This is a genomic window from Collimonas silvisoli (genome assembly GCF_018305005.1).
Lineage (GTDB): Bacteria > Pseudomonadota > Gammaproteobacteria > Burkholderiales > Burkholderiaceae_D > Collimonas > Collimonas silvisoli.
On sequence record NZ_JAGQEG010000084.1, the window covers coordinates 1 to 24,929 of the forward strand.

At 56.2% G+C, this 24,929-nt stretch carries 23 protein-coding genes; 17 read left to right on the top strand and 6 right to left on the bottom strand.

Going from position 1 to position 24,929, the window contains the following annotated elements; all coding sequences use genetic code 11:
* The coding region (locus tag KHU33_RS19780; protein WP_211462952.1) for an integrase core domain-containing protein at positions 1 to 98 on the top strand (98 nt) is incomplete at its 5' end.
* 11 nt (positions 99 to 109) lie between these two features.
* Here KHU33_RS19780 and KHU33_RS19785 read toward each other — a convergent pair.
* Positions 110 to 736 (bottom strand): UbiX family flavin prenyltransferase, encoded by a 627-nt coding sequence (locus KHU33_RS19785; protein ID WP_211466066.1) that lies wholly within the window; start codon positions 734 to 736, stop codon positions 110 to 112.
* A gap of 8 nt (positions 737 to 744) precedes the next feature.
* Complete coding sequence (gene grxD, locus KHU33_RS19790) at positions 745 to 1,056, bottom strand: Grx4 family monothiol glutaredoxin (RefSeq protein ID WP_211466068.1); 312 nt, start codon at positions 1,054 to 1,056, stop codon at positions 745 to 747.
* A 300-nt stretch (positions 1,057 to 1,356) separates the two neighbouring features.
* Here grxD and rplU point away from each other — a divergent pair, with 300 nt between their 5' ends.
* The 4 genes from rplU to proB all read left to right on the top strand — a co-directional run bounded on the left by rplU (position 1,357) and on the right by proB (position 4,585).
* Entirely contained in the window at positions 1,357 to 1,668 is a 312-nt protein-coding gene (gene rplU, locus KHU33_RS19795) for a 50S ribosomal protein L21 (RefSeq protein WP_038493216.1), read from the top strand.
* A 41-nt stretch (positions 1,669 to 1,709) separates the two neighbouring features.
* Positions 1,710 to 1,967, top strand: a complete 258-nt coding sequence (gene rpmA, locus KHU33_RS19800; RefSeq protein ID WP_014007873.1) for a 50S ribosomal protein L27 — start codon at positions 1,710 to 1,712, stop codon at positions 1,965 to 1,967.
* 268 nt (positions 1,968 to 2,235) lie between these two features.
* Positions 2,236 to 3,345, top strand: a complete 1,110-nt coding sequence (obgE, locus tag KHU33_RS19805; RefSeq protein ID WP_211466070.1) for a GTPase ObgE — start codon at positions 2,236 to 2,238, stop codon at positions 3,343 to 3,345.
* 121 nt (positions 3,346 to 3,466) lie between these two features.
* Entirely contained in the window at positions 3,467 to 4,585 is a 1,119-nt protein-coding gene (proB, locus tag KHU33_RS19810; RefSeq protein WP_211466072.1) for a glutamate 5-kinase, read from the top strand.
* A gap of 86 nt (positions 4,586 to 4,671) precedes the next feature.
* Here the strand turns inward: proB and KHU33_RS19815 are convergent, their stop codons facing one another.
* The gene (locus KHU33_RS19815) at positions 4,672 to 5,286 is read right to left on the bottom strand and encodes a CNP1-like family protein (protein WP_329956091.1); all 615 of its coding nucleotides are present in this window, start codon (positions 5,284 to 5,286) and stop codon (positions 4,672 to 4,674) included.
* Positions 5,283 to 5,858 carry an RNA pyrophosphohydrolase gene (locus KHU33_RS19820; protein WP_211466074.1) on the bottom strand — a complete coding sequence of 192 codons (576 nt, stop codon included), beginning with the start codon at positions 5,856 to 5,858 and terminating at the stop codon, positions 5,283 to 5,285. Before KHU33_RS19820 ends, KHU33_RS19815 begins: the two co-directional genes overlap by 4 nt.
* Before the next feature lie 271 nt (positions 5,859 to 6,129).
* Between KHU33_RS19820 and KHU33_RS19825 the strand changes: the two genes are divergently transcribed.
* From KHU33_RS19825 to KHU33_RS19845, 5 genes are all read left to right on the top strand, one after another.
* A complete protein-coding gene (locus KHU33_RS19825; RefSeq protein WP_211466076.1) occupies positions 6,130 to 7,872 on the top strand; it encodes a proline--tRNA ligase in 1,743 nt (580 codons plus the stop codon).
* A gap of 119 nt (positions 7,873 to 7,991) precedes the next feature.
* Complete coding sequence (locus tag KHU33_RS19830; protein WP_211466100.1) at positions 7,992 to 8,597, top strand: lytic transglycosylase domain-containing protein; 606 nt, start codon at positions 7,992 to 7,994, stop codon at positions 8,595 to 8,597.
* Between the two features lie 286 nt (positions 8,598 to 8,883).
* The gene (locus tag KHU33_RS19835) at positions 8,884 to 10,329 is read left to right on the top strand and encodes an alkaline phosphatase (RefSeq protein WP_211466078.1); all 1,446 of its coding nucleotides are present in this window, start codon (positions 8,884 to 8,886) and stop codon (positions 10,327 to 10,329) included.
* Between the two features lie 58 nt (positions 10,330 to 10,387).
* Positions 10,388 to 11,818 (top strand): alkaline phosphatase, encoded by a 1,431-nt coding sequence (locus KHU33_RS19840; protein ID WP_211466102.1) that lies wholly within the window; start codon positions 10,388 to 10,390, stop codon positions 11,816 to 11,818.
* Between the two features lie 69 nt (positions 11,819 to 11,887).
* Positions 11,888 to 12,580 (top strand): hypothetical protein, encoded by a 693-nt coding sequence (locus KHU33_RS19845; RefSeq protein WP_211466080.1) that lies wholly within the window; start codon positions 11,888 to 11,890, stop codon positions 12,578 to 12,580.
* 105 nt (positions 12,581 to 12,685) lie between these two features.
* Here the strand turns inward: KHU33_RS19845 and KHU33_RS19850 are convergent, their stop codons facing one another.
* A complete protein-coding gene (locus KHU33_RS19850; protein ID WP_144739378.1) occupies positions 12,686 to 13,054 on the bottom strand; it encodes an SWIB/MDM2 domain-containing protein in 369 nt (122 codons plus the stop codon).
* A gap of 321 nt (positions 13,055 to 13,375) precedes the next feature.
* A complete protein-coding gene (ffh, locus tag KHU33_RS19855) occupies positions 13,376 to 14,743 on the bottom strand; it encodes a signal recognition particle protein (RefSeq protein ID WP_211466082.1) in 1,368 nt (455 codons plus the stop codon).
* 274 nt (positions 14,744 to 15,017) lie between these two features.
* Here ffh and KHU33_RS19860 point away from each other — a divergent pair, with 274 nt between their 5' ends.
* The 7 genes from KHU33_RS19860 (at position 15,018) to KHU33_RS19890 (ending at position 24,798) form a co-directional block, all read left to right on the top strand.
* A complete protein-coding gene (locus KHU33_RS19860) occupies positions 15,018 to 15,827 on the top strand; it encodes a cytochrome C assembly family protein (protein ID WP_211466084.1) in 810 nt (269 codons plus the stop codon).
* On the top strand, positions 15,824 to 16,084 hold the full coding sequence (locus KHU33_RS19865; RefSeq protein ID WP_211466086.1) for a PP0621 family protein: 261 nt from the start codon (positions 15,824 to 15,826) through the stop codon (positions 16,082 to 16,084). The genes KHU33_RS19860 and KHU33_RS19865 overlap by 4 nt, the downstream gene beginning before the upstream one ends.
* Before the next feature lie 119 nt (positions 16,085 to 16,203).
* Positions 16,204 to 17,949 (top strand): sensor histidine kinase, encoded by a 1,746-nt coding sequence (locus tag KHU33_RS19870; protein WP_211466088.1) that lies wholly within the window; start codon positions 16,204 to 16,206, stop codon positions 17,947 to 17,949.
* 21 nt (positions 17,950 to 17,970) lie between these two features.
* A complete protein-coding gene (locus tag KHU33_RS19875; protein WP_211466090.1) occupies positions 17,971 to 19,452 on the top strand; it encodes a sigma-54-dependent transcriptional regulator in 1,482 nt (493 codons plus the stop codon).
* Between the two features lie 11 nt (positions 19,453 to 19,463).
* Complete coding sequence (ampD, locus tag KHU33_RS19880; RefSeq protein WP_211466092.1) at positions 19,464 to 20,102, top strand: 1,6-anhydro-N-acetylmuramyl-L-alanine amidase AmpD; 639 nt, start codon at positions 19,464 to 19,466, stop codon at positions 20,100 to 20,102.
* A 441-nt stretch (positions 20,103 to 20,543) separates the two neighbouring features.
* The gene (locus tag KHU33_RS19885; RefSeq protein WP_211466094.1) at positions 20,544 to 23,468 is read left to right on the top strand and encodes a ribonucleoside-diphosphate reductase subunit alpha; all 2,925 of its coding nucleotides are present in this window, start codon (positions 20,544 to 20,546) and stop codon (positions 23,466 to 23,468) included.
* A 148-nt stretch (positions 23,469 to 23,616) separates the two neighbouring features.
* Positions 23,617 to 24,798 carry a ribonucleotide-diphosphate reductase subunit beta gene (locus tag KHU33_RS19890; RefSeq protein WP_211466096.1) on the top strand — a complete coding sequence of 394 codons (1,182 nt, stop codon included), beginning with the start codon at positions 23,617 to 23,619 and terminating at the stop codon, positions 24,796 to 24,798.
* Positions 24,799 to 24,929: the final 131 nt, after the last annotated feature.

Here is a 24,929-nt window from a genome sequence, read left to right on the forward strand (position 1 = left end):
TGGCGCAATCCGTTCGGATCTACAACCGGGAACGGCCGCATACGGCCCTGAAATACAAAACGCCCGATGCGGTGCATCGAGCGTTTGTGTTGCAATAAAACCTGTCAACCTATTTTAGGACTGGACAGGCTTTCAAGCCATTCCAGCGTGGTGTCAGCGTATGCTGGATAGCGAATAAATCCAGCACCCGCCCCAGCGTATGGTCGACCATCTCCGCAATGCTTTGCGGCCGGTGATAGAACCCCGGCAGCGGCGGGAAAATGATGCCGCCCATTTCGGTGACGCTGGTCATATTGCGCAGATGCGCCAGATTGAAAGGGGTTTCGCGCACCATAAGGACCAGGCGCCGGCGTTCCTTGAGGGCAACATCGGCGGCGCGCGTGATCAGGTTGTCGGACAAGCCATTGGCAACCGAAGCCAGGGTTTTCATCGAACAGGGCGCGATGATCATGCCATCCGATTGAAACGAGCCGCTGGCGATGGCCGCGCCGATGTCGCGCACATTGTGCACCACGTGCGCCAGCGCTTCGACTTGCTTGCGCCGCATCTCCAGTTCCTGATGCAGGTTGAGGACGCCGGCGTCGGAAATCATCAAATGGGTTTCGACGCCGGGTATTTCGCGCAACAGCTGCAACAGCCGCACACCGTAAATGACGCCGGTAGCGCCGGTGATGCCGACAATCAGGCGGCGCGGCGGTTGGCTGGTTTTTGCGGCTGGACGGCTAGGCGAGACCACTTGCGGTCTCAGGCCTTCAACAAGGTTTGCAGTTCGCCGGATTCAAACATCTCGTTCATGATGTCGGAGCCGCCGATGAATTCGCCGTTGACGTAGAGTTGCGGAATGGTAGGCCAGTTGGAATAGTCCTTGATGCCTTGGCGCACGGTCGGATCTTCCAGGACGTTGACGGTGACGATGTTTTCAGCGCCGCTGGTCTTCAACAACTGGATGGCGCGGCCGGAAAATCCGCATTGGGGAAATTGCGCGGTTCCTTTCATGAACAGCACCACTGGGTTGCTGGTCACGGTTTCCTTGATCCACGCTTGTACATCGCTCATGGCAATACCTTAAAAAGTTTCAGAATACCGCCATTATATGAAAAAGGCCGTTGTGCTGCTGGTGAGTCTGTGGCGGTAGGGTGGCCGTACGGCAAGACTTGACTAGGGTTGCCCGGCAGAAGTACAGAAGTGTGGTGAATTCCGCACTTGTCAAGAGATTTTGACGGAAGTGCCAAGTCCATGTACAATCTCAGGTTCTCCCGATTCCGCCCAGCGATTTAGTGTTTGTTTGTCGCTGATTATGGTGTTTTAGGAAAGAAATTTTTTTAATAGTCTTCAATCATTTCGATGAGGTTTCATATGTACGCGGTCATAAAAACCGGTGGCAAACAATATAAGATTGTTGCCGGCGAAAAACTCAAAATAGAACAGATACCTGCAGACATTGGCACCGAACTCACTATTGATCAAGTGCTCGCAGTTGGCGCTGGTGACACCATTAAGTTTGGTGCACCGCTGGTCGAAGGTGCTACGGTGTCGGTTAAGGTATTGGCGCAAGGCCGCCACGATAAAGTCAAGATCTTCAAAATGCGTCGTCGTAAGCATTATCAGAAGCATCAAGGCCATCGTCAAAATTACACCGAAATTCAAATCGTTTCGATCAACGCTTAATATTTGCGCGGATTGACTTAACTAGATACCAGGAGTTTTAAATGGCACATAAAAAAGGCGGCGGCACTACGCGCAACGGCCGTGACTCAGAGTCAAAGCGACTTGGCGTCAAGGTCTACGGCGGCCAAGCGATCAACGCTGGCGGCATCATCATTCGTCAACGCGGCACTAAGACGCATCCAGGCGAAAATGTCGGCATGGGCAAGGATCACACCCTGTTCGCATTGATCGACGGCAAAGTACAATTCGTAACCAAGGGCGCTACCCAGCGTAACTACGTTACTGTCGTAGCAGCTTAAGTTTCTTTAAGCGTCGACAAGCAAGGCGTAAGCCTTGTCGCGAAAGGCTCTGCCGCTGGTAGGGCCTTTTTAGTTTCTGGTCGTAAAACACTGCTCGGGCAACTTGGAACACGCAGCGAATCTGCTCCGCTTGCGGCGAGTTGCGCCTGAAGCAATGGCATTATTGCAATCCTGGCTGTGCCCTGCGCTGCAATAGTGACCGAAAATCGGTAAAGTTACCTGTGTCTTTCAATAAGAATTTAACCTCCAACCTCATTAGGACCTTCGAATGAAGTTTATAGATGAAGCAAAAATCGAAGTCATTGCCGGCGATGGCGGCAATGGGGTTGCGAGTTTTTGCCGTGAAAAATTCCGCCCGTTTGGCGGCCCGGACGGTGGCGATGGCGGCGTAGGCGGCAGTATCTGGGCCGTTGCCGACCGTAATATCAATACGCTGGTCGACTATCGTTTCTCCAAGATGCATCGCGCCGGTCGCGGTGAAAATGGCCGTGGTTCGGATTGCTACGGCAAGGGCGCCGACGATATCAAGCTGCGCATGCCGGTCGGCACGCTGATCGTTGATATCAACACCGGCGAAGCGATCGCCGATCTGACCGATCACGGGCAAGAGGTATTGCTGGCCAAGGGCGGCGAAGGCGGCTGGGGCAATATCCACTTTAAATCCTCGACCAACCGTGCACCGCGCCAGAAAAGCGACGGCAAGGAAGGCGAACGCCGCGAATTACGGCTGGAGCTCAAGGTGTTGGCCGATGTCGGCCTGCTGGGACAGCCGAACGCCGGCAAATCGACTTTCATCACCGCGGTATCCAATGCCCGTCCGAAAATCGCCGATTACCCGTTTACCACGTTGCATCCGAATCTCGGCGTAGTCCGCGTCAGCCACGAAAAGAGTTTCGTGATCGCCGATATTCCAGGCCTCATCGAGGGCGCGGCGGAAGGCGCCGGACTCGGTATCCAGTTCCTGAAGCACTTGCAGCGCACCGGCTTGCTGCTGCACATCGTCGATCTGGCGCCATTCGAAGACACGGTCGATCCGGTCAAGGAAGCCAAGGCGATCGTCAAGGAACTGAAAAAATACGATCAATCGCTGTTCGACAAGCCGCGCTGGCTGGTGCTCAACAAGATCGACGTGATCCCAGAGGGAGAGCGGGTCAAGCGAGTCAAGGATTTCATCAAGCGTTTCGGCTGGAAAGGCCCGGTATTTGAAATTTCCGCCTTGAACCGCGATGGTTGTCCTGAGCTGGTGACGGAAATTTACGGTTATCTGGCCGAGAAGCGCCAGCAGGAAACCCGATCGGAAGAGACGCATATGGTGGTGGAAGCGCAATCCATCCTGTCTATCGATCCGGACGATCCGCGCTTCAAGATACTGGATTAAGCAAGTAGTTGGCGGCCGATGCCGGTGCGGGGTAAACGATGTAAGCCCTTGCCGGCGCTGGCCTTATTTTTTTCCGCCGCCTGGCCGCATGCCGGCCGAGGTGGCCGCGATAGATAAAAATATGAATTCCGTCATTCAAAAAGCCAAGCGCATCATTATCAAAGTCGGATCCTCCCTGGTGACCAATGACGGTAAAGGCCTGGATGCCGGCGCTATCGCCAAATGGGCGACCCAGATTGCTGAATTGCGGGCGATGGGCAAGGAAGTCGTGCTGGTCAGTTCCGGCGCCGTGGCCGAAGGCATGCAGCGGCTGGGTTTCGACAAGCGGCCGACCAGCATCGACGAATTGCAGGCTTGCGCTGCGGTCGGTCAAATGGGGCTGGCGCAGATTTATGAAACCAGCTTCCGCGCCCACAATATACGTACCGCACAGGTATTGCTGACGCACGCCGATCTGGCTGATCGCGAACGTTATCTGAATGCCCGCTCGACCTTGTTCACCCTGTTGCGGTTTGGGGTGGTAGCGATCATCAATGAGAACGATACCGTGGTCACCGATGAAATCAAGTTCGGCGACAACGATACCCTTGGCGCGCTGGTTGCCAATCTGATCGAAGGCGATGCTTTGATCATTCTGACCGATCAAAAAGGTTTATATACGGCCGATCCGCGCAAGGATCCGGATGCCGAGTTTGTGCATGAAGCCAAAGCCGGCGATCCGGCGCTGGAAGTGATGGCGGGCGATGCCGGCAGCAGCATCGGCCGCGGCGGCATGATCACCAAGATTCTGGCAGCCAAGCGCGCCGCTACTTCAGGCGCGCATACGGTGATTGCCTGGGGCCGCGAGGACGCGGTATTGACCCGGCTGGCAAGCGGCGAAGCGATCGGCACCCAATTGACCGCGCAAACAGGGCAACTCACCGCGCGCAAGCAGTGGATGGCGGATCACTTGAAAACTGCCGGCAAGGTGATGCTGGATGCGGGCGCGGTGCAAAAATTGCGTAACGAGGGGAAATCCTTATTGCCGATCGGCGTAACGGCGGTGTCGGGAGAGTTTGGCCGCGGCGACGTCATTACCTGCACCGATGTCGACGGTCATGCAATCGCACGCGGCATCAGCAATTACACCAGCTCGGAAGCGCGCCGCATCATGCGCCATCCTTCAGCGGAAATTCAGGCGATTCTAGGCTTTGTCGAGGAATCGGAATTGATCCATCGGGACAATATGGTTTTGCTTTAAGCGGCAAGACCAGCAGTCTTGGACAATAAAAAACGGCTCCGCTAATTGCAGGAGCCGTTTTTTTATATGGGTGCCGATGTTGTCGATCAGCTACCTGATTTGATCGTACGATTGCTGCGCAATCTGCTGCGTATATCCTCAACTTTGCCGGCCACCATGGCATCCTGGCAAAGGAAGTCCTTGGCCAATGCCGCATGTTGCCGGTTCCCGGATGATTCGCTGATCTGCTTCCAGCCACTCAGGCGCGCACGTGACCAACTGCCGTCCTTCTGGCCGAATGCATACAGCTTGCTTTCATAAGTCTGGCAACGGATGCCCTCGTAGCTGATATTCTCGGCGCCGCCCTGGCTCTTGCTGACCAGCGTGTAGCGCACCACGCCGTCCTTGCCGGCCGAGATCGAATTGAGATCGATAAAGAAATTCATGGTGGCGGTTGGGCTGACGTAAAACGACACCAGATTGGCCGCCTGCGGCGCTGGCGGGATTTCAGTCTTGATTTCTTGCCAGGACTTGCTGTCATCGTCGAAATCTTCGTCGGACAAGCCGGAATTTGGTTGCGCGACAGCACTGGGGTAGAACGGGTCGGTGGCATGCACTTGCGTGGCAGCGCTTAGCAACAGCAGGCTTGCGGCCAGGACTTGCGATATTTTCTTTGTTGCGGGAAGACGAAAGGCAAAATCAAAAGCCATAGAGGCGCTCACTTTTTTTCGGGTTCGGCACAGGCCGGGGGGGATTGCGTCGACGCGCGCGGCCCGTGGCCGGTGCGCAAATGACGGGCGTGATGCGGCAAATTCTGCAAAGGGCGCGTCAGAAATCGTGATAATTCTTGCAAGGCGCGCTGATAGACGTCGCGTTTGAATTCGATCACGACATCCAGCGGAACCCAGTAATCATGCCAGCGCCAGGCGTCGAATTCCGGGTGTTCGGTCAGGCGCAGATTGACGTCGCAGTCGCGCCCCACCATGCGCAGCAGAAACCAGATCTGTTTCTGGCCGCGATAATGTCCACGCACATCGCGCTTGATAAAGTGATCAGGCACCTCGTAGCGCAGCCAGTCGCGGGTACGGCCGATGATCTTGACGTGTTCCGCTTTCAGCCCGATTTCTTCCTCGAGTTCGCGAAACATTGCCTGCTCCGGGGTTTCACCGTATTTGATACCGCCTTGCGGAAATTGCCACGAATGTTCGCGCACACGCTTGCCCCACCAGACTTCGTTCTGGGTGTTGAGCAAGATAATGCCGACGTTTGGGCGAAAGCCTTCACGGTCAAGCATGTTGTTACCTCAAAACTTTCTGCGGCCGGGCGGCTCTATTGCTCATTCTGCTAGATTCCTTGCTTGCCGTTATCATTGCGGAACAGATTCGAAGAGCCGCCGGGTAGGCGCAAAGCTCTGTCCTCGCCCGACTAGGCGCGCAATCGGCCCCGGCCAGTAGCTACAATGGCCAGAACATTCATCAATTGTGCAAAGAGTAGGCGCATCAGCCAGCTAATCCTTTAAAATTGAGTTGATTATAACCCTCTCTTTTTAAAAAGAATTCATCGTTATGCGCGCCTCCCGTTTTTTTATTTCCACGCTTAAAGAAGCTCCATCCGACGCTGAAATCGTCAGCCACAAACTGATGATGCGCGCCGGCATGATCAAACGCATCAGTTCCGGCATTTACACTTATATGCCCTTGGGTTTGCGGGTGATCCGCAAAGTCGAAAACATCGTGCGCGAGGAGATGAACCGTTCGGGAGCGGTCGAATTGCTGATGCCGGTGGTGCAACCGGCCGAACTCTGGCAAGAAACCGGACGCTGGCAAAAATACGGCGCCGAGCTGATGCGCGTCAAGGATCGTCATGGCCGCGACTTCATCATCCAGCCGACTTCGGAAGAAGTGATTACTGACATCGCCCGCACCGAATTGCGTTCTTACCGCAAGCTGCCGGTGAATTTTTACCATATCCAGACCAAATTCCGGGATGAGCGCCGGCCCCGTTTCGGCTTGATGCGCGGCCGCGAATTCACGATGAAAGACGCGTATTCCTTCGATCGCGATCTGGATGGCCTGAAGCAGTCTTACCAGATCATGTATGACGCCTATGTCCGCATTTTCAATCGTTTCGGCCTGCAATTCCGCGCGGTGGCTGCCGATAACGGCGCCATCGGCGGCACCGGTTCGCATGAATTCCACGTCATCGCCGCCACCGGCGAAGACGCCATCGTGTATTGCCCGAATTCGGATTACGCCGCCAATATGGAGGCGGCCGAATCCCTGCCGTTGAACCCCAGCCGGGCCGCACCGACCGAGGCGCTGACCAAGACGGCAACACCCGGCAAGGCGAAATGCGAAGCCGTAGCTGAGTTGCTGCAACTGCCTTTGGCGCGAACCATCAAGTCGATTGTGCTGGCCGTTGAAAAAGAGGCAACTGATAAAGAGGCGGCAAGCAAGGTAATCTGGCTGCTGATGCTGCGTGGCGACCATGAGCTGAACGAAATCAAGGCCAATAAAATTCCTGGCCTTACCGGTTATCGCTTCGCCACAGAAGAGGAAATCGTCGAATATTTCGGCACGCCGCCAGGCTATCTGGGGCCGATCAATACCAGGAAGCCGGTCACCGTGGTAGCCGATGTCACCGTTGCCAACATGCATGACTTTGTCAGCGGCGCCAACGAGGTCGATTTCCATTTCACCGGCGTCAACTGGGGCCGCGACTTGCCAGAGCCGATGGTGTTCGATATCCGCAATGTAGTCGAAGGGGATCCGTCGCCGGACGGCAAGGGCGCATTGGCGATCCTGCGCGGAATCGAAGTCGGTCACGTATTCCAGCTGGGTACCGCCTATTCGGAAGCGATGAAAGCCACCTTCCTGGATGAGAACGGCAAGCCGCAGATGCTGCAAATGGGTTGTTATGGGATTGGCATTACGCGTATCCTGGGCGCCGCAATCGAACAGAATTTCGACGACAAGGGCATCATCTGGCCGACTTCCATCGCACCGTTCGAAGTGGTCTTGTGCCCCATGGGCTATGACCGCAGCGAGGCAGTCAAGGCCGAAACCGACAAGTTGCATGAAACGTTGCTGGCGGCTGGGGTTGACGTGATTCTGGACGACCGCGGCGAGCGCCCGGGTGCGATGTTTGCCGACTGGGAGCTGATTGGCGTGCCGCATCGCATCGTGATCGGCGATCGTGGTCTCAAAGACGGCCAGTTCGAGTATCAGGGGCGACGCGATACCGAGGCCACCACGGTGCCGTTGGCCGACATGGCAGAGTTCATTAAGGCGCGCATGGTTTCCCCGTAACAACAAAGTGACGGCGCGTTGGTTTCTTGCGCCGTTTTCTTTGTATACTCCTCCAAAAATAGAAAGTTACTTTTGGGGAGTATCGATTGCGCTGGTCCCGTTGGCTTGGCTTGTTGCCCATGTTGCTGCTGCTTGGCAGCATGGCGCATGCCGGAAATCAAAAAGAAGAGGAGCTGGCGGACTCGGTCCGTCTGGCTTTGTCACGCGCTATCACCGACGCCCGTCCGCCGAAACCCCAATTTTCCGAAATCGATCAGCGCATTCAATACCTGTATTGGCTGGGCGAAATGTCGCAGCGCCTGAAGAAGAAATTGCCAGATACGCAGGTGCGCATCGAATTCCTGGAAACCGCCTGGTATGAAGCCAAGCGCGCCGGTCTGGATCCGGGCATGGTGCTGGGCCTGATTCAGGTCGAGTCGGCATTCCGCAAGTATGCGCTGTCAAGCGTCAGCGCCCACGGCTACATGCAGGTCATGCCGTTCTGGACCCGCGTGATCGGTGACGCCAACCGCAGCAAATTGTTCGATATGCAGACCAACCTGCGCTACGGTTGTTCGATTCTGCGCATGTATATCGATATGGAAAAAGGCAACCTTTATCTCGCGCTTGGCCGTTACAACGGCAGTCGCGGGCGTCCTGAATATCCCAACGCGGTACTGGCGGCTTGGAAACGCTGGGAATATAAGGACGATCTGCCAATCCAGACAGTTTCCGCTCGCAAGTAAATAGCTCCACGGCCGACGCCTGTTCCCGACGTGATCGGCGCAGGCAGTAATGCAATATGTAATCGTTCGCTCTCCCTCGCTATAAACAAGTATTCGATTGATTGGCCCGGCGGCGCTCGGGCCAATCACGCATCGCTTTCCCGTTCTCTCTGAACACGAATTCCCCCCCTTCAATGAAGCTCGCTGCTCTTTCGTCATCGGCTTGTAATAAGTTTTAGTTACAGTTGTTACACATTATTACAAATAAAGTGCTTGCATATTTCTGATTGATAACACGGAGCGATGAATGAAACTACGTATTTTGATTGCCGCCGCCATCGGATCGATGGCCCTGGCTGGGTGTAGCGGTTCCAGCAACCCATTGGTCGAGACGCCGGTGGAGCGGCCTGAAGCCAAGGTTCCCGGCAAGAATGTCATATTTTTCCTGGGTGACGGCATGGGGATCACCACTATGACCGCGGCCCGTATTTACAAAGTCGGCGAAGAGGGCGATCTGACCATCGATACCCTGCCGGAAAGCGGCTTCGTTACAACTTATTCCAACGACGCCCAGGTCACCGATAGCGCGCCATCGATGGCGGCCTACATGACCGGGGTCAAGGCGAATAATGAAGTGATCTCCATGTCAGCCAATACCAGCGCCCGCGACGCCAGCGGCAAAAGCTATGTCAACGGCGCCGACAGTATTTGCCCGAGCGGCAATGGCACGCCGGCAGACACTTTGCTGGAAATGATGAAGGCCGAGGGCTACAGCACCGGCGTCGTGACTACCACCCGGATTACCCATGCGACGCCGGCCGCGACTTACTCGCATATCTGCCACCGCGACGGCGAGAACAATATCGCCGCGCAGCTGACGCCGAAGGGCGCCGGCTTCAACAGCAAGCTGAGCGACGGCGTCGATGTCATTTTTGGCGGCGGCCGCCGTCACTTCCTGCCGAAGACCGATGCCGACAGCAAACGCAGCGATAGCCGCGATCTGCTGACCGAATTCAAGGCCGCCGGTTACACCTATGCCAGCAACTTTGCCGAGTTCGACAAAATCGGCAACGCAACGCCAAAAGTGGTCGGCTTGTTCAACAAGGATCACATGACTTACGACTTGGACCGCGATGCGTCCAAGGAGCCAAGCCTGGCGCAGATGACGGGCAAATCGATCGACCTGTTGAACAGCAAAAAGACCGGCTTCTTCCTGATGGTGGAGGGCGGCCGCATCGACCACGCCTTGCACGCCACCAACGCACGCCGTGCATTGCAGGAAACCGTTGCTTTCGATGATGCGATCAAGGTCGCGCTGGACAAGATGCAGCAAGTCGATCCGGGTTTGAAAAACACGCTGGTGGTGGTCACCGCCGACCATGATCACTCGATCTTGTTGAACGGCTACGCCAAGCGCACCGGCAAAACCACCAGCAGCGAACCGGGCGTACTCGGACTGGTGAAGAATGTCTTGACCGGCCAACCGGAACGCGACATCAACAACAATCCTTACACCGTGATCGGCTTCGGCAACGGTCCTAATCATCTGGCGACGCGCGGCGCGCTGTCCGATATGCAAGTGGCTGACAAAGACTATCTGCAAGAGTCGGTGATCCCGACCGAAGCCGGCGGCGAAACCCATGGCGGCACCAATGTCTTTATCGGTGCGCAAGGCATGGGTGCGCAAAATATCCGCGGCGTGCTCGACAACACCGAGGTGTTCGGCCTGGTGAAAAAAGCCGTCGGTCTGTGACGCTGCCAGCTGCCGATGAAACGAATTTGTCGAATATACACAAAGGTCTGACATGAAAATGATTAATCTAAGCAGTAAGCAATTCCAGCGCCGAATCTACCAATGCGCCGCACTGTGCGCGTTAGCGCCGCTGTCCTTGCTATTCACCGCCGATGTCATGGCAGCTGACGCCGCAACCGCGAAAAACGTCATCTTCTTCCTGGGTGATGGCATGGGGCCGGCGACTGTCACCGCGGCACGCATCTACGGTCACGGAGAAGCAGGCCGCCTGACGATGGAAACACTGACCCGCACCGCGCGCGTCAAGACCTTCTCGCTGGACGGTCAAACCACCGACAGCGCGCCATCGATGGCGGCGTACATGACCGGCGTCAAGATGAAGAACGATGTGATTTCCATGTCGTCCGACACCAATGCCTTCGATGCCAACGGCAAGCCGTATCAAAGCAATGCCGACTCGACCTGCGTCGCCGGCAACGGCCAGGCGGTACAGACCTTGCTGGAATTATCCAAGGGCGCCGGCAAGGCGGTCGGTGCGGTCAGCACCACCCGCATCAGCCACGCTACGCCGGCCGCGACCTACGCCCATGTCTGCAATCGCGATGCCTACAACACCATCACCGAACAGGCGACACCGGGTGCGCCGCGTTACAACACTGCGCTGAAGGATGGCGTCGATGTCTTGCTGGGCGGCGGCTTGCGGCACTTCCTGCCAAAGAGCAATCCGGCCAGCAAGCGCAACGACGAACTCGATCCGCTGAGCATGTTCAAGGCGGCCGGTTATACCTATGTCGCCTCGGGCAGCGAACTGAAGAACGTCGATCCGGCCGGCGTCAGTAAATTGCTAGGCTTGTTCACTGCCAGCGACATGGATTACGAACTGGATCGGGTCAAGAAAAAACTGAACCAGCCGAGCCTGGCCGAGATGACGGAAAAAGCTATCGGTGTACTCAAGAAAAATCCAAAAGGTTATTTCCTGATGGTCGAAGGCGGCCGCATCGACCATGCTTTGCATGGCACCAACGCCAAGCGCGCGCTAGAAGATACCCTGGCTTTCGACGCTGCGATCAAGAAGGCGCTGGAGCTGGTCGATTTGAAAGACACTTTGATCGTGGTCACCGCCGACCATGATCATGCGATCGGTTTCAACGGCTATCCCAAACGCGGCAATCCGATCCTGGGCAAGGTCGCCAATTATTACGACGGCAAACTGGCATTGGCTGCCGATGGCAAACCTTATACCACGCTGGTGTTCGGCAACGGCAGCGCGCCGCGCCGTCCGGACGATGGAGATTTGACCAATGTCGATACCGAAGCCGACGACTATCTGCAGCAGGTTGGCGTGCGCTTTGCCGGTTCTCCAGGTTCGGAAACACATGGCGGCGGCGACGTGATGCTGTTTTCGGCCGGCGCCGGCAGCGACAGTTTCAAAGGCACGTTTGAAAACATCAAGGTATTTGGCAAAGTTAAAAACGCACTTGGCCTGTAAAACTTATTCTTAAGTAGCGTTTAGGCCGCCGTCACCGTGACGGCGGCAATTTTTATTTCGGTGGAAAAAATGATTTTCTTAAAAAATTGGGTGGGTGGCGTGAAGATGCTGGCAACCGCACTGGCGCTGCTGTCATCCATGCCGGTTACGGTGGCAGCGGTCAATGCTCCTGACCAGAACTTGCAGGTCCAGCACTATTCGATGGTATTGGGGCGCGACGGCGTCAAGCGCGAAACGACATTCAGCGAGCGTTTGTACCGGCGCAACGACCAGGTCTGGACCGAGCGTCTGATCGCCAGCGAGGCCGCCGATGAGCATGATCACAGCAGCCATAACCACCCGGACGCCGGCAGCTCGCCGATGTGGGTGCGGCGTCAGGCAGACGGCTCGCTGGATGCCCGCCTGATCGAGCGCCATCAGCGCCGCATCGTCAAGGTCGACCCTCAGTATTACGGCAATATCGGCTTCAATGGCAATTGGGGCAGCACGTTTTATTTGAGCGATCCGCAGAGTTTGAAAAACATGCGTGCCGTGGGTCCGGTCAAGGACGGCGTCCAGCTGTACGAGCGCAAGCGCGGAGAATTGACGGTGCGGGTCAGCTGGGATGTCAAAGGGCAATACCCGCGTCGGGTGGAGTCGTTCGATGAGCATGGGCTGGCACGGCGTCAGACATTGGTCAGCGTGATTGCCGCGCCGCCGGTCTTGCCGTGGCAGACCTTGGCAGGTTACGCAGAAATCGACTATTCGGATTTACTGGATTGATGCACTACCCTAAATTCTGCAGATACAAAAACGCCCGCGTGATGCGGGCGTTTTTGTTTGGCACTCAGGGCGGCGCATTGAACAAAGTCCAACTGGCCCTAAGCATTATTTCAAGTGATCGGAAATGAGTTTAGTCATTTCAAACATCGACACTTCTTTTTTGCCGCCAAAGACAGCTTTCAGTTTTTCATCAGCAATAATATTGCGTTTGTTTTCTGGATTCTGCAGCTTGTGCTTCTTGATGTATTCCCAAACCTTCTTGGTGACTTCAGTGCGTGGCAGCGGGGCGGCGCCAACGACAGCAGCCAGAACAGCCGATGGCGTCAATGCTTTCATGAATGCCGCATTAGGCTTGCGCGCTACTTTCGGAGCGTCGGCTTTTTTTACTGCAGGCTTGGCTGCTGCTTTGACAGGAGCTGCTTTGGTCGCTGCTGGCTTCTTTGCTGCAACTGCTGGTTTTTTGGCTGTGGCCATCTTTGAGCCTCCTTCAGGGATAGTGAAAAAATGCGTCAAGCACGCATCGCTAATAGTGTTGCGCTTTTCCTGGCGATGCAAGCGTTTTTTGTGGGTTTGTGCGGGATTTGATACGGAAGCGGAACGGCCGTCCGGCTGGAGGAAACGCCCGGCCGGTGGGCTTGTGCGGGCGATTACCGGCAACTGACAGGCTCGGGAAGGGTAACAAATGCCCGCAGCAGCCGGTTCGGGGCTTCCCGCAACGCCCCTGATTTTGCGAAAAGCCTTGCAAGTCAATGACTTGCAAGGCTTTTCGAGTGTTGTGACGGTACTGGGAGCTGCTTAGCGCATGCCCGGCATCATGCCTTTCATGCCGCGCATCATCTTCATCATGCCGCCGCCTTTGAGCTTTTTCATCATCGACTGCATTTGGTCGAATTGCGACAGCATGCGGTTGACTTCTTGGACCTGCACGCCGGCGCCGGTGGCGATACGGCGTTTGCGCGAAGCCTTGATCAGCTCCGGTTTGGCCCGTTCCTGAGCGGTCATCGAGTTGATGATGCCCTCCATCCGGCGTACCTGTTTTTCCGCCTGGTCCATATTGGCGCCGCCCGCGGCTTGCTGGAATTGGGCCGGCAATTTGTCCATCAAGTTGGACAAACCACCCATTTTCTTCATCTGGCCGAGCTGGGCCTTGAAGTCGTTCAGGTCGAACTTGCCGCCGCCTTTGATTTTGTGCGCCAGATCCTTGGCTGCTGCGACATCGACGCCTTTTTGGGCTTCTTCGACCAGCGCCAGAATGTCGCCCATGCCGAGGATGCGGTTGGCCATGCGGGTCGGATCGAAGGCTTCCAGGCCATCCAGTTTTTCGGCGGTGCCGGCAAATTTGATCGGCTTGCCGGTGATATGCCTGACCGACAGCGCCGCGCCGCCGCGTGCATCGCCGTCCAGTTTGGTCAGCACGATGCCGGTCAGCGGCAGTGCGTCGTTGAAGGCCTTGGCGGTATTGATTGCATCCTGGCCGAGCATGGCGTCGACCACAAACAGGGTTTCGATCGGCTTGACGGCCGCATGAATCGCGCTGATTTCCTTCATCATCGCTTCATCTATACCCAGCCGGCCGGCGGTGTCGATGATCAGCACGTCGTGATAATGGCGTTTGGCGTAGTCCAGCGCAGCCAGTGCGATATCGACCGGTTTGTCCGTCGTTGCGGTCGGGAAGAAGTCGGCGTCGACCTGTGCGGTCACGGTCTGCAACTGGCCGATCGCGGCCGGGCGATAGACGTCGGCGGAGACGGTCAGCACTTTTTTCTTCTTTTGTTCGCGCAAATATTTGGCGAGCTTGCCGACGGTGGTAGTTTTACCCGCACCCTGCAGACCCGCCATCAGGATGATCGCAGGCGGCTGAGTGGCGAAATTCAGTTGCGACGCCTCGGGACCGAGATCGGCGCCCATCAACGAGGCCAGTTCGCGTTGCACCACGCCTACCAGGGCCTGGCCCGGCGTCAGCGATGCAATCACTTCTTCGCCTAGCGCTTTTTGCTTGACGTTGGCAATGAACTCGCGCACCGCAGGCAAGGCGACGTCAGCCTCCAGCAAGGCCAGACGTACTTCGCGCAGCATTTCAGCGGTGTTGGTTTCGGTAAGGCGCGCTTCGCCGCGCATGGTTTTGACGACTTTGGCGAGGCGTTGGGTAAGATTGTCGAGCATGGGTAACAGCGTTTCCAGAAGAGGTGCAATCGGTCAATGTGAAGCAGTTTTCGCGTAATCAACACGCTAATGCGCATTAAAATGGACGCGGAAGCAGCCATTTTACCTGATGCAGGGCAAACACCTAACAGGCCGACCCCAGAATAAGGGCCGATGCATCAGGATAGCGTGGGATGATATACAAGATGCAAGAAATGACGGCGCGTCATGTCTGTCTGGACAGGCGCATTGTTTGAGCACGCCGCGCAGACGCCACATGTTGTAAACTTACACGATGCAAACATATCTTTTCGTTCTGGTGGCGCTGCTATATATAGGCTGCACCTTTTTGCCTTCGAGCCGACGCCAGACTATCTCCATTGCCGTTGCCGCCGCCTGGTTGCTGCACGGCGGCGTGCTTTGGGCCGATGTCGTCGGGCCTGGGGAGTTGCGGGTTGGATTTTCGATGATGTTGTCCGCCACCTTATGGGTTTCAGTAGCCGCCTATTGGCTGGAAAACCGCAACTACACCTTGGACGGCCTGCGGGTGCTGGTGTTGCCGATGGCGGCATTGGCAGCGGTTCTGCCGGCTGTATTCCCGGGAAATATGGTGCCGCTGGACGGCAAGTCGCCGGTCTTCTTATGGCATATCGTGATTTCCATCCTGGCCTATAGCACCCTGACTATCGCCGCATTCCATGCGGTATTGATGGTGCTGCAGGAATCGCGCTTGCATACCCGGCCGGGCGGAGCTAAAAGCGGCTGGTTTGGCGTTGCGCTGGATCGCTTGCCGGCGTTGCTGACCATGGAAAAGTTATTGTTTCGCCTGATCGCTTTCGGTTTTTTCTTGTTGACGTTGACGGTGCTGTCGGGCGTGGTGTTTTCGGAGGAGCTGTTTAACAAGGCATTCAAATGGGATCACAAGACCATTTTCACCATGTTGTCCTGGGCCTTGTTCGGCTTGCTGCTGGCGGGCCGCAAATGGCAGGGCTGGCGCGGCCGCACCGCCCTTAGCTTTACCTTGACTGGATTTGCCATTTTGTTATTGGCGTATGTAGGGAGCCGTTTCGTGCTTGAAGTTGTGTTGCATCGGGTATTGGTATGAAACTGATTATTTTAATTGTCGTCGTGCTGGCCGTGATCGTCTGGCTGCAGCGTCTGAAGAAAAGTCTCGGCGGCGACCGTTCCACTTCAGGTGGTTCGACCTTTGCCAAGGGCACTGCGGCTAGCGAGTCTCCGCAGGCCGAAGCCATGGTGGCTTGTGCGCATTGCGGCATGCATTTCCCGGCATCGGAAGCGCTGGCCGACGCTTCCGGCGCGGTTTTTTGCAGCGCGGAACATCGTCGCCTGCATTCGTCTTAAACTCTGTTCACTTTGAGCCGTTACGCTTATTTCAGGCCGAGGCCGGCGGCGCTTGAGGGCGTTCAGCCGACGATTTCCAGATCGCTTTCCAGATCCACTGTGAGACAGGGTATTTGCGCATGACGAGCTCCAGCCTCACCCAGCTGAATAACAAACCGGATACTTTCTGGCGTACGTTGCAAACATTCAACGTGACCCGGATCGTGGTTGCGATGGTGATGCTGGCCTATCTCAGCACCCAAAGCAAAAGCGGGATCTGGTTTTCCCAGCTATTCACGAATCCGCAAACTTGCAGCGTCTATCTGCTGTGCGCCGCCGTCTTCACGGCTATCACCGCGTATTACCATCGCCATTACATGGCGCAGATAGTGCTGCCGATCACGGTCGACATGATCGCGGTGTCGATCTTGTATGTCGGCGCCGGCGGCGCCAAGGGCGGCTTGGCGATCTTGTATCTTTTCCCCTTGGCCGGCTCGGCAATTCTGGCGCCGCTGCTGGTGGCGCTGTTGTTCGTCTCGATTGCGACCATGGTCTTGCTGGCGGAAAGCGCTTACCAGATTCTGCAATCGGCGCCAGATGTCTCCACCCTGCAAGCCGGTTTATATGGCGGCGCCTTCTTTTTTGCCGTGCTGGTGATTAACCGTCTGGCCGACAAGCTGATCAAGCAAGAGGAGCTGGCGACCCAGCGCGGCAGGGATCTGCGGGTGCAGATGGATATTAACCGCATCGCGATCAAGGACATGGGCGACGGCCTGCTGGTGGTCGATCCGGTCGGCACCTTGATCATGGCTAATCCGGCGGCAGAGCGCATGCTGGGTTTGTCCTTGTCTGAGGAAGAGCCGCAGCACAAGCTGAGCGATTATGCGGCGCTGGCGCCGATCACCGATGCCCTGTTTGCCTGGGAATCACACGTAAGCGACCTGCCGCGTGCGGTTTCTCCGGCAGTGGGAGAGGCCGTATTCGTCACCATCAAGCATACCGACGACTTTGGCCAGGGCCAGAGCCAGGACTGGGCCGCGATTGACTGGAGCGGGCGGCGCGAGCTGGTAGCGCATTTGAAAGTGCGCTTTGCTGCGGTCAGGATGCGCGAATTGAGCGAATACCGTGCGGTCATTTTTTTGCAGGATGTCAGCGAAATTGAAAATCAGGCCCAGCAACTGAAATTGGCGGCCATGGGCCGCCTGACCGCCAGCATCGCGCATGAGGTCCGCAATCCGCTGGCGTCGATTTCGTATGCCGCCACCTTGCTGGCGGAAGAGGCGACCGATCAGGCAGAAACGCGCTTGTTGACGATTATCGATGACAATGTGGCGCGCCTGAATCGTATGATCGAGGACATCCTGAAACTGTCGCGCAAGGCGCAGCGGCAGCTTGAACCGATTCTGCTGGCGCCCTTGTTGCACGATATCGTCAAGGAATTCAGGCAGACTCACGCGGTAGCGCCGGCTACGATTGCCTTGCAGATCGACGCCGCAGATCGGCAGAGCGTCTGGTTCGACCCGCTGCATCTGCGTGAAGTGGTGACAAATCTGCTGTCGAATGCGATACGTTACGCCAGCGGCCGGCCGGGCGGGATGCGCTTGCATGTCATGTCTAGCGTAGCTGGGCGTCTGGAGCTGCATGTGCAGGACGATGGCGAGCCGATTTCGCCGGCGGTGCGGGCGCACTTGTTTGAGCCGTTTTATACCACCTCCAGCAAGGGCACCGGCCTAGGCTTGTTTTTAGCGCGCGAGTTGTGTTTGAATAACGGCGCGTTGCTTGATTACGAATACCGGCATGATGTTCAAGGACAGAATTCCAGCCATGTGAGTGGTCGTTTTGTTATTGCGTTTGCTGCCCATGACCCGGTGTCTCTTGCCGACTAGAACCTGAAAAAGACGAATGCCATGACTTCACCCCGTATTCTGGTTGTTGACGACGAAGCGCATCTGCGCGAACTGCTGGAAATCGCATTGGTCAAAATGGGACTGGATGTCGACAGTGCCGACAGCTTGTCCGCAGCGCGCGCCCATCTGGCGCAAAATGAATATGCACTGATCTTGACCGATATGCGTTTGCCGGATGGACTCGGGATCGAACTGGTGCGGGAAGTCACCGCTGGCGAAAAGGTAATACCGATTGCCGTGATTACTGCTTATGGCAGCGCCGACAACGCCGTCATGGCATTGAAGGCAGGGGCTTTCGATTATTTGTCGAAGCCGGTGGCGCTGGATCAGCTGCGCTTGATGGTGCAATCGGCGTTGCGCGTCGGTAAGCCGGCCGAAAACATGCGCCCGGCTGCAGACACGAAACTCCGTTCGGGTTCTGCGTTGCGCCTGATCGGTCAATCTGCCGCCATGGAGGAATTGCGCACACAGATTGTGCGTCTGGCGCGCAGCATGGCGCCGGTGGCGATTACCGGCGAGTCCGGCAGCGGCAAGGAATTGGCGGCGCGGGATATCCATGCGCTCAGTCCGCGCGCCGACAAGCCCTTTGTCGCCGTCAATTGCGGCGCAATCCCGGAAGCCTTGATGGAAGCTGAATTCTTCGGCTATCGCAAAGGGGCGTTTACCGGCGCTGCCGATGACCGCGATGGATTTTTTCAGGCTGCCAACGGCGGCACTTTATTGTTGGACGAGGTCGCCGATTTGCCATTGGCGATGCAGGTCAAGTTGTTGCGTGCGATCCAGGAGCGCCGGGTACGCAAGGTTGGGGCTACGGTGGAGGAGGCGGTGGACGTCCGTCTGATCAGCGCCACCCACCAGAACCTGGCCGAGTGCGTCGAATCAGGTAGATTTCGTCAGGATTTGTACTATCGTTTGAATGTCATCGAGCTAAAATTGCCGCCGCTGCGGGAGCGCCTGGATGATATCGGTCTGCTGGTCGCTGCGATTCTAGGGCGCTTGTCGATGTTTGCGCCGCAGGCGGAACAAGTGGCGCTGGCGCCGGCGGCCTTGGCGGCCCTGCGCGCTTATGCGTTTCCGGGAAATGTGCGCGAACTGGAAAATATTCTGGAGCGAGCGCTGGCGTTTGCCAACGACGGCGTGATTGAAGTGGCGGATCTGGGTTTGAAGGGGGGTAGCCATGGCCGGCCTGTCGACGCGCCGGACCTCGCCGATCATTACGGCGAAACCGGGGGGCTGGCCCGCACGGCGATGGCGGCGACGGCGAGTCCTGAGCCGGCCGCGGCTGGTTTTGCAACGCAATTGACCGGCTCCGAATTGCCGCCATCGCTGCCGGATTACCTTGACGATATCGAGCGCGATGTGATTCGGCAAGCACTGGCGCGTACGCATTTCAATCGCACCAAGGCGGCCGATCTGCTGGGCATCAGTTTTCGCCAGCTACGCTATCGGATGCAGCGATTGTCGATTCATGAGCAAGATTAGGACAGGTAACAATGACGCAGCAGCAAACGCCTCCCCCATGTTTTGCAATTGGCGCAGACGGCTGGTGTCGTGCCGATGAGGTAGTGCGTCAGTCGTCGCCCAACTGCGACGCCCGGCCCGACGGCTGTACGATTGATTTGCTGGTGATCCATAACATCAGCTTGCCGCCCGGGCAGTTTGGCGGTCCTTTTATTGCAGACTTGTTCGGCAATCGCCTGGCCTACGACGCTCATCCCTATTTCGAGCAGTTGCGGCCGCTCCGCGTTTCTTCTCATTTCCTGATACTGCGCGATGGTGGCGTGGTCCAGTTCGTATCCGCCAACGATCGCGCCTGGCACGCCGGGATCTCTTGTTTTGAGGGGCGTGAGCGGTGCAACGATTTTTCGATAGGGATCGAACTGGAAGGGACCGACTTCGAACCGTTTTCCGAGCTGCAATATCGCGCGCTGGCGAGATTGACCCACGCCTTGCAGTTGCGTTACCCTCTCGCCGCGGTGACCGGACATGAACATATCGCGCCTGGCAGAAAGACCGATCCAGGTCCATTTTTTGACTGGGCCCAATACCAGCAAGCCTTAGCCGGGCATGTACAGAAATCGTCCGGCAAGTCGGCGTTGCGCTTTCCCGTCATGGACAAAAAAGTCAATTGAATAGTCTGTTTTTGAATATAAAAAAGATCCCACTTTTGGATTGCGTCGACGGGTTCTAGGCACTACAATTAGTAAAAATCAAGTCCAGAAAACTATATGTAGTGTTTTTTTTGTATTTCGTCCTTGGTTTGCTTTGCATGGTCTGTCCACCTATATGGTGTTTTGCTTTTGTACTCATGTCAGTATAAATGCAGGTGTCGGACAGGCTGCTCAGCGGCCTCTGGGTTTGTTGCCGGTCTTCGTCAACCATTCTTTTAACGCTGATTTTTTCTCTTTTTTATCTTGATTTGGGCATCGGTCACGAACGCCTGCCGACAGGCAGTCGATAACGCAATGACTGATGTAGAAATAGCAGTATCTGAACCATCAACGGTTCCAAGGTTCTAATTAATAACAGCAGGCGCAATTGTTTCGCCTGCTTTCACAGTCTCGGGAGGCTCAGTGCAATCTACTCAAGAAATTTCCGTTAAATCATCAGCCGAAGTCGCTGGTGTTCCGCCATCAACCGGTAGCGGCTCTCCCGTCAAGGTATCCAGCAGTTTCGGCGACTACAGAATCATCCGCCGCAATGGCGCCGTGGTCGGTTTTGAACCATCCAAGATCTCGATTGCCGTCACCAAGGCATTCCTCGCCGTCAACGGCGGCCAGGGTGCTGCATCGGCACGGGTGCGTGAACTGGTCGAGCAATTGACTTCCAACGTCGTCGCCGCATTGGTGCGCCGGCAGCCGAATGGCGGCACTTTCCATATTGAAGACATCCAGGACCAGGTCGAATTGTCCCTGATGCGCTCCGGCGAACATGATGTTGCTCGCGCCTACGTGCTGTATCGCGCCAAGCGCATGGAAGAACGCTCGCAACAACAAACCGGCGCCAAAGCAACCGTAGCCGGCACGGAATTGTTTGTGACCGAAGACGGCCAACGCCGTGCGCTGGACATGGATCAGGTGCGCAACCTGATTACCGCCGCTTGTATCGGTCTGGAAAAACACGTCGACGCCGAAGCCATCCTGGCCGAGACCGTCAAGAATCTGTACGACGGCGTGCCGGTTGAAGAGCTGCACAAGTCGGCGATTCTGGCAGCCCGCGCGCTGATGGAAAAAGATCCTGCCTATAGCCAGGTCACCGCGCGTCTGCTGATGCACACGATCCGCAAGGAAGTGTTCGGCAAGGAAGTGGCGCAAGCCGATGCTCCCGCTGAATACCTTGAATATTTCCCGAAATTTATTAAAAAGGGTATTGAAGCTGACTTGCTCGACGCCAAGCTGGCGCAGTTCGACCTGAAGACGCTGGGCGAAGCACTGAAGCCGGAACGCGACCTGCAATTCGGTTACCTCGGCCTGCAAACGCTGTACGACCGTTATTTCCTGCACGTCCGCGATATCCGCATCGAAATGCCGCAAGCATTCTACATGCGGGTGGCGATGGGCCTGGCGCTGAACGAAGTTAACCGCGAAGCACGCGCCATCGAGTTTTACAACCTGTTGTCCAGCTTCGATTTCATGAGCTCGACGCCAACCCTGTTCAACTCCGGTACGCAACGCTCGCAACTGTCGTCTTGCTATCTGACCACGGTTGCCGACGATCTCGACGGCATCTACGAAGCCATCAAGGAAAACGCCTTGCTGGCCAAATATGCCGGCGGCTTGGGTAACGACTGGACGCCGGTGCGTTCGCTGGGCGCCCATATCAAGGGTACCAACGGCAAGTCGCAAGGCGTGGTGCCGTTCCTGAAAGTGGTCAACGATACCGCCGTGGCGGTGAACCAGGGCGGCAAACGCAAGGGCGCGGTGTGCGCCTACCTGGAAACCTGGCACATGGACATCGAGGAATTCCTCGACCTGCGTAAGAACACCGGCGACGATCGCCGCCGTACCCACGACATGAACACCGCCAACTGGATTCCGGACCTGTTCATGAAGCGCGTCATGGAAAAGGGCGACTGGACCTTGTTCTCGCCAAGCGATGCACCGGATCTGCACGACAAGGTCGGCAAGGCCTTCGAAGAAGCCTATACCGGCTACGAAGCCAAGGCCGCCCGCGGCGAATTGCGCCTGTTCAAGAAAATCCAGGCGCTGGATCTGTGGCGCAAGATGCTGTCGATGCTGTTTGAAACCGGCCATCCATGGATCACCTTCAAGGATCCATGCAACATCCGTTCGCCGCAGCAGCACGTCGGCATGGTCCACAGCTCCAACCTGTGCACCGAGATCACGCTCAATACCAACGACTCCGAGATCGCCGTGTGCAATCTGGGTTCGGTCAACCTGCCGGCCCACATGAAAGACGGCAAGCTGGATCACGCCAAATTGCAGAAAACCATCAATACTGCGATGCGCATGCTGGATAATGTGATCGATATTAACTATTATGCAGTGAAGAAGGCGCGCGATTCCAATCTGCGGCATCGTCCGGTTGGTCTCGGCATCATGGGTTTCCAGGATTGCCTGCACATGATGCGCGTGCCTTATGCCTCGCAAGCAGCGGTTGAATTTGCAGATACGTCGATGGAAGCAGTCTGCTACCACGCCTATTGGGCATCGACCGAACTGGCAGAAGAGCGCGGCCGTTACAGCAGCTATCGCGGTTCCCTGTGGGATCGCGGCATCCTGCCGCAGGATTCGTTGAAACTGCTGGCGGAAGAGCGCGGCGGTTATCTTGAGGCCGATATGTCCGAGTCGCTGGACTGGACCGAGCTGCGTGGCCGCATCAAGGAATTCGGCATGCGTAATTCGAATTGCGTAGCGATTGCACCGACAGCCACCATCTCTAACATCATTGGCGTCTCGGCTTGTATCGAACCGACTTACCAGAACCTGTACGTGAAATCGAATCTGTCCGGCGAATTCACTGAAATCAATGAATACCTGGTGCGCGACTTGAAAGCACGTGGTTTGTGGGACGAGGTGATGATCTCCGATCTCAAGTATTTCGATGGCAGCCTGGCCAAGATCGACCGCATCCCGCAAGATCTGCGCGACATCTACGCCACCGCATTCGAAGTCGAACCATCCTGGCTGGTGGAAGCGGCGTCGCGTCGTCAGAAATGGATCGATCAGGCGCAGTCGTTGAATATCTATATGGCGGGTGCATCGGGTAAGAAACTGGATGAAACCTATAAGCTGGCATGGTTGCGCGGTCTCAAGACTACCTACTACCTGCGCACCATCGGCGCGACGCATACCGAGAAATCGACATCGAAAACCGGCGCGCTGAATGCGGTTTCGGTAGATGGCGGCGCCAGCGGCGGAGCAGCGGCGACTTACGGTACTGCTGCCGTTGCTGCGGCGCCACAGGAACTGGATGGACCGGCATGCACCATGCGTCCCGGTGATCCAGGATTCGAAGAGTGCGAAGCCTGCCAATAAAGCTATTCAGATAAAACGAAACAATTACAAAGAAAAGTAGGGTGGGCAGGTTTTTTTTGCTCACGCGTTACCGAAACAAGCGTGGTGACGGATTTGAAGTTACGCGTGGGCACAGGTGCCCACCCTACGAAAGATAAAGGAAGAAAGCATGCTCTCCTGGGATGAAGAAACAAGTTCGGCGCCCGCCCCTCGTACCCCGCCTATGCCGGCGCAACCGGCATTTGCTCCTTCGGCACGTCCGCAAATGTCCGATACCGCTCTCAACCCTGCTGTGATGGGGCAGCCGGCTGCGGCCCCTGTGGTCGATGTCACGCACCGCGTCAATGCTGCGGATAAGCGCATCATCAACGGCCATACCGACGTCAATCAATTGGTCCCGTTCAAGTACAAATGGGCCTGGGACAAGTATCTGGCCGGTTGCGCCAACCACTGGATGCCGCAGGAAATCAATATGCAGCGCGATATCGAGCTGTGGAAGAACCCGAACGGCCTGACCGAAGACGAACGCCGCCTGGTCAAACGCAACCTGGGATTCTTCGTCACCGCCGACTCGCTCGCGGCCAACAATATCGTGCTTGGCACGTATCGCCATATCACTGCACCGGAATGCCGCCAGTACCTGCTGCGTCAGGCTTTCGAAGAAGCGATCCATACCCACGCCTATCAATACATCGTCGAATCGCTCGGTCTGGACGAGGCGGAAATCTTCAACGCCTATCATGAAGTCAAATCGATCCGCGACAAAGACGAATTCCTGATCCCCTTCATCAATACGCTGACCGATCCTGAGTTCAAGACCGGCACTACTGAAAACGATCAGAAATTGCTGCGCTCGCTGATCGTGTTTGCCTGCATCATGGAAGGACTTTTCTTCTACGTCGGCTTCACGCAGATCCTTGCCCTGGGCCGTCAAAACAAGATGATGGGTGCGGCGGAACAGTATCAATACATTCTGCGCGACGAGTCGATGCACTGCAATTTCGGCATCGATCTGATCAACACAATCAAGATGGAAAATCCGCATTTGTGGACACCGGAATTCCGCGATGAAATTAAAGCGTTGTTTTTAAGCGCAGTAGAGTTGGAATATCGCTACGCAGAGGATACAATGCCGCGTGGAGTGCTCGGTTTGAATGCGCCAATGTTCAAAGGCTATTTGAGATTCATCGCAAATCGCCGCGCGCAACAGATCGGACTGGACCCGATGTTCCCTCAGGAAGAAAATCCCTTCCCCTGGATGAGTGAGATGATCGATCTGAAAAAAGAACGCAACTTTTTTGAGACTCGCGTAATCGAATATCAAACCGGCGGTGCACTGAACTGGGAATAAAGGCTTCAGATCTCGGACAAGAATAATGGAATGGATAGACGAGGTGGGTGGACGAGGTGGAGGAGATACGCAGCGCTTAGTACAATAAAAAAGTCTGCAAACTGAAAGGTGATTTCCAAACTTAATGAACA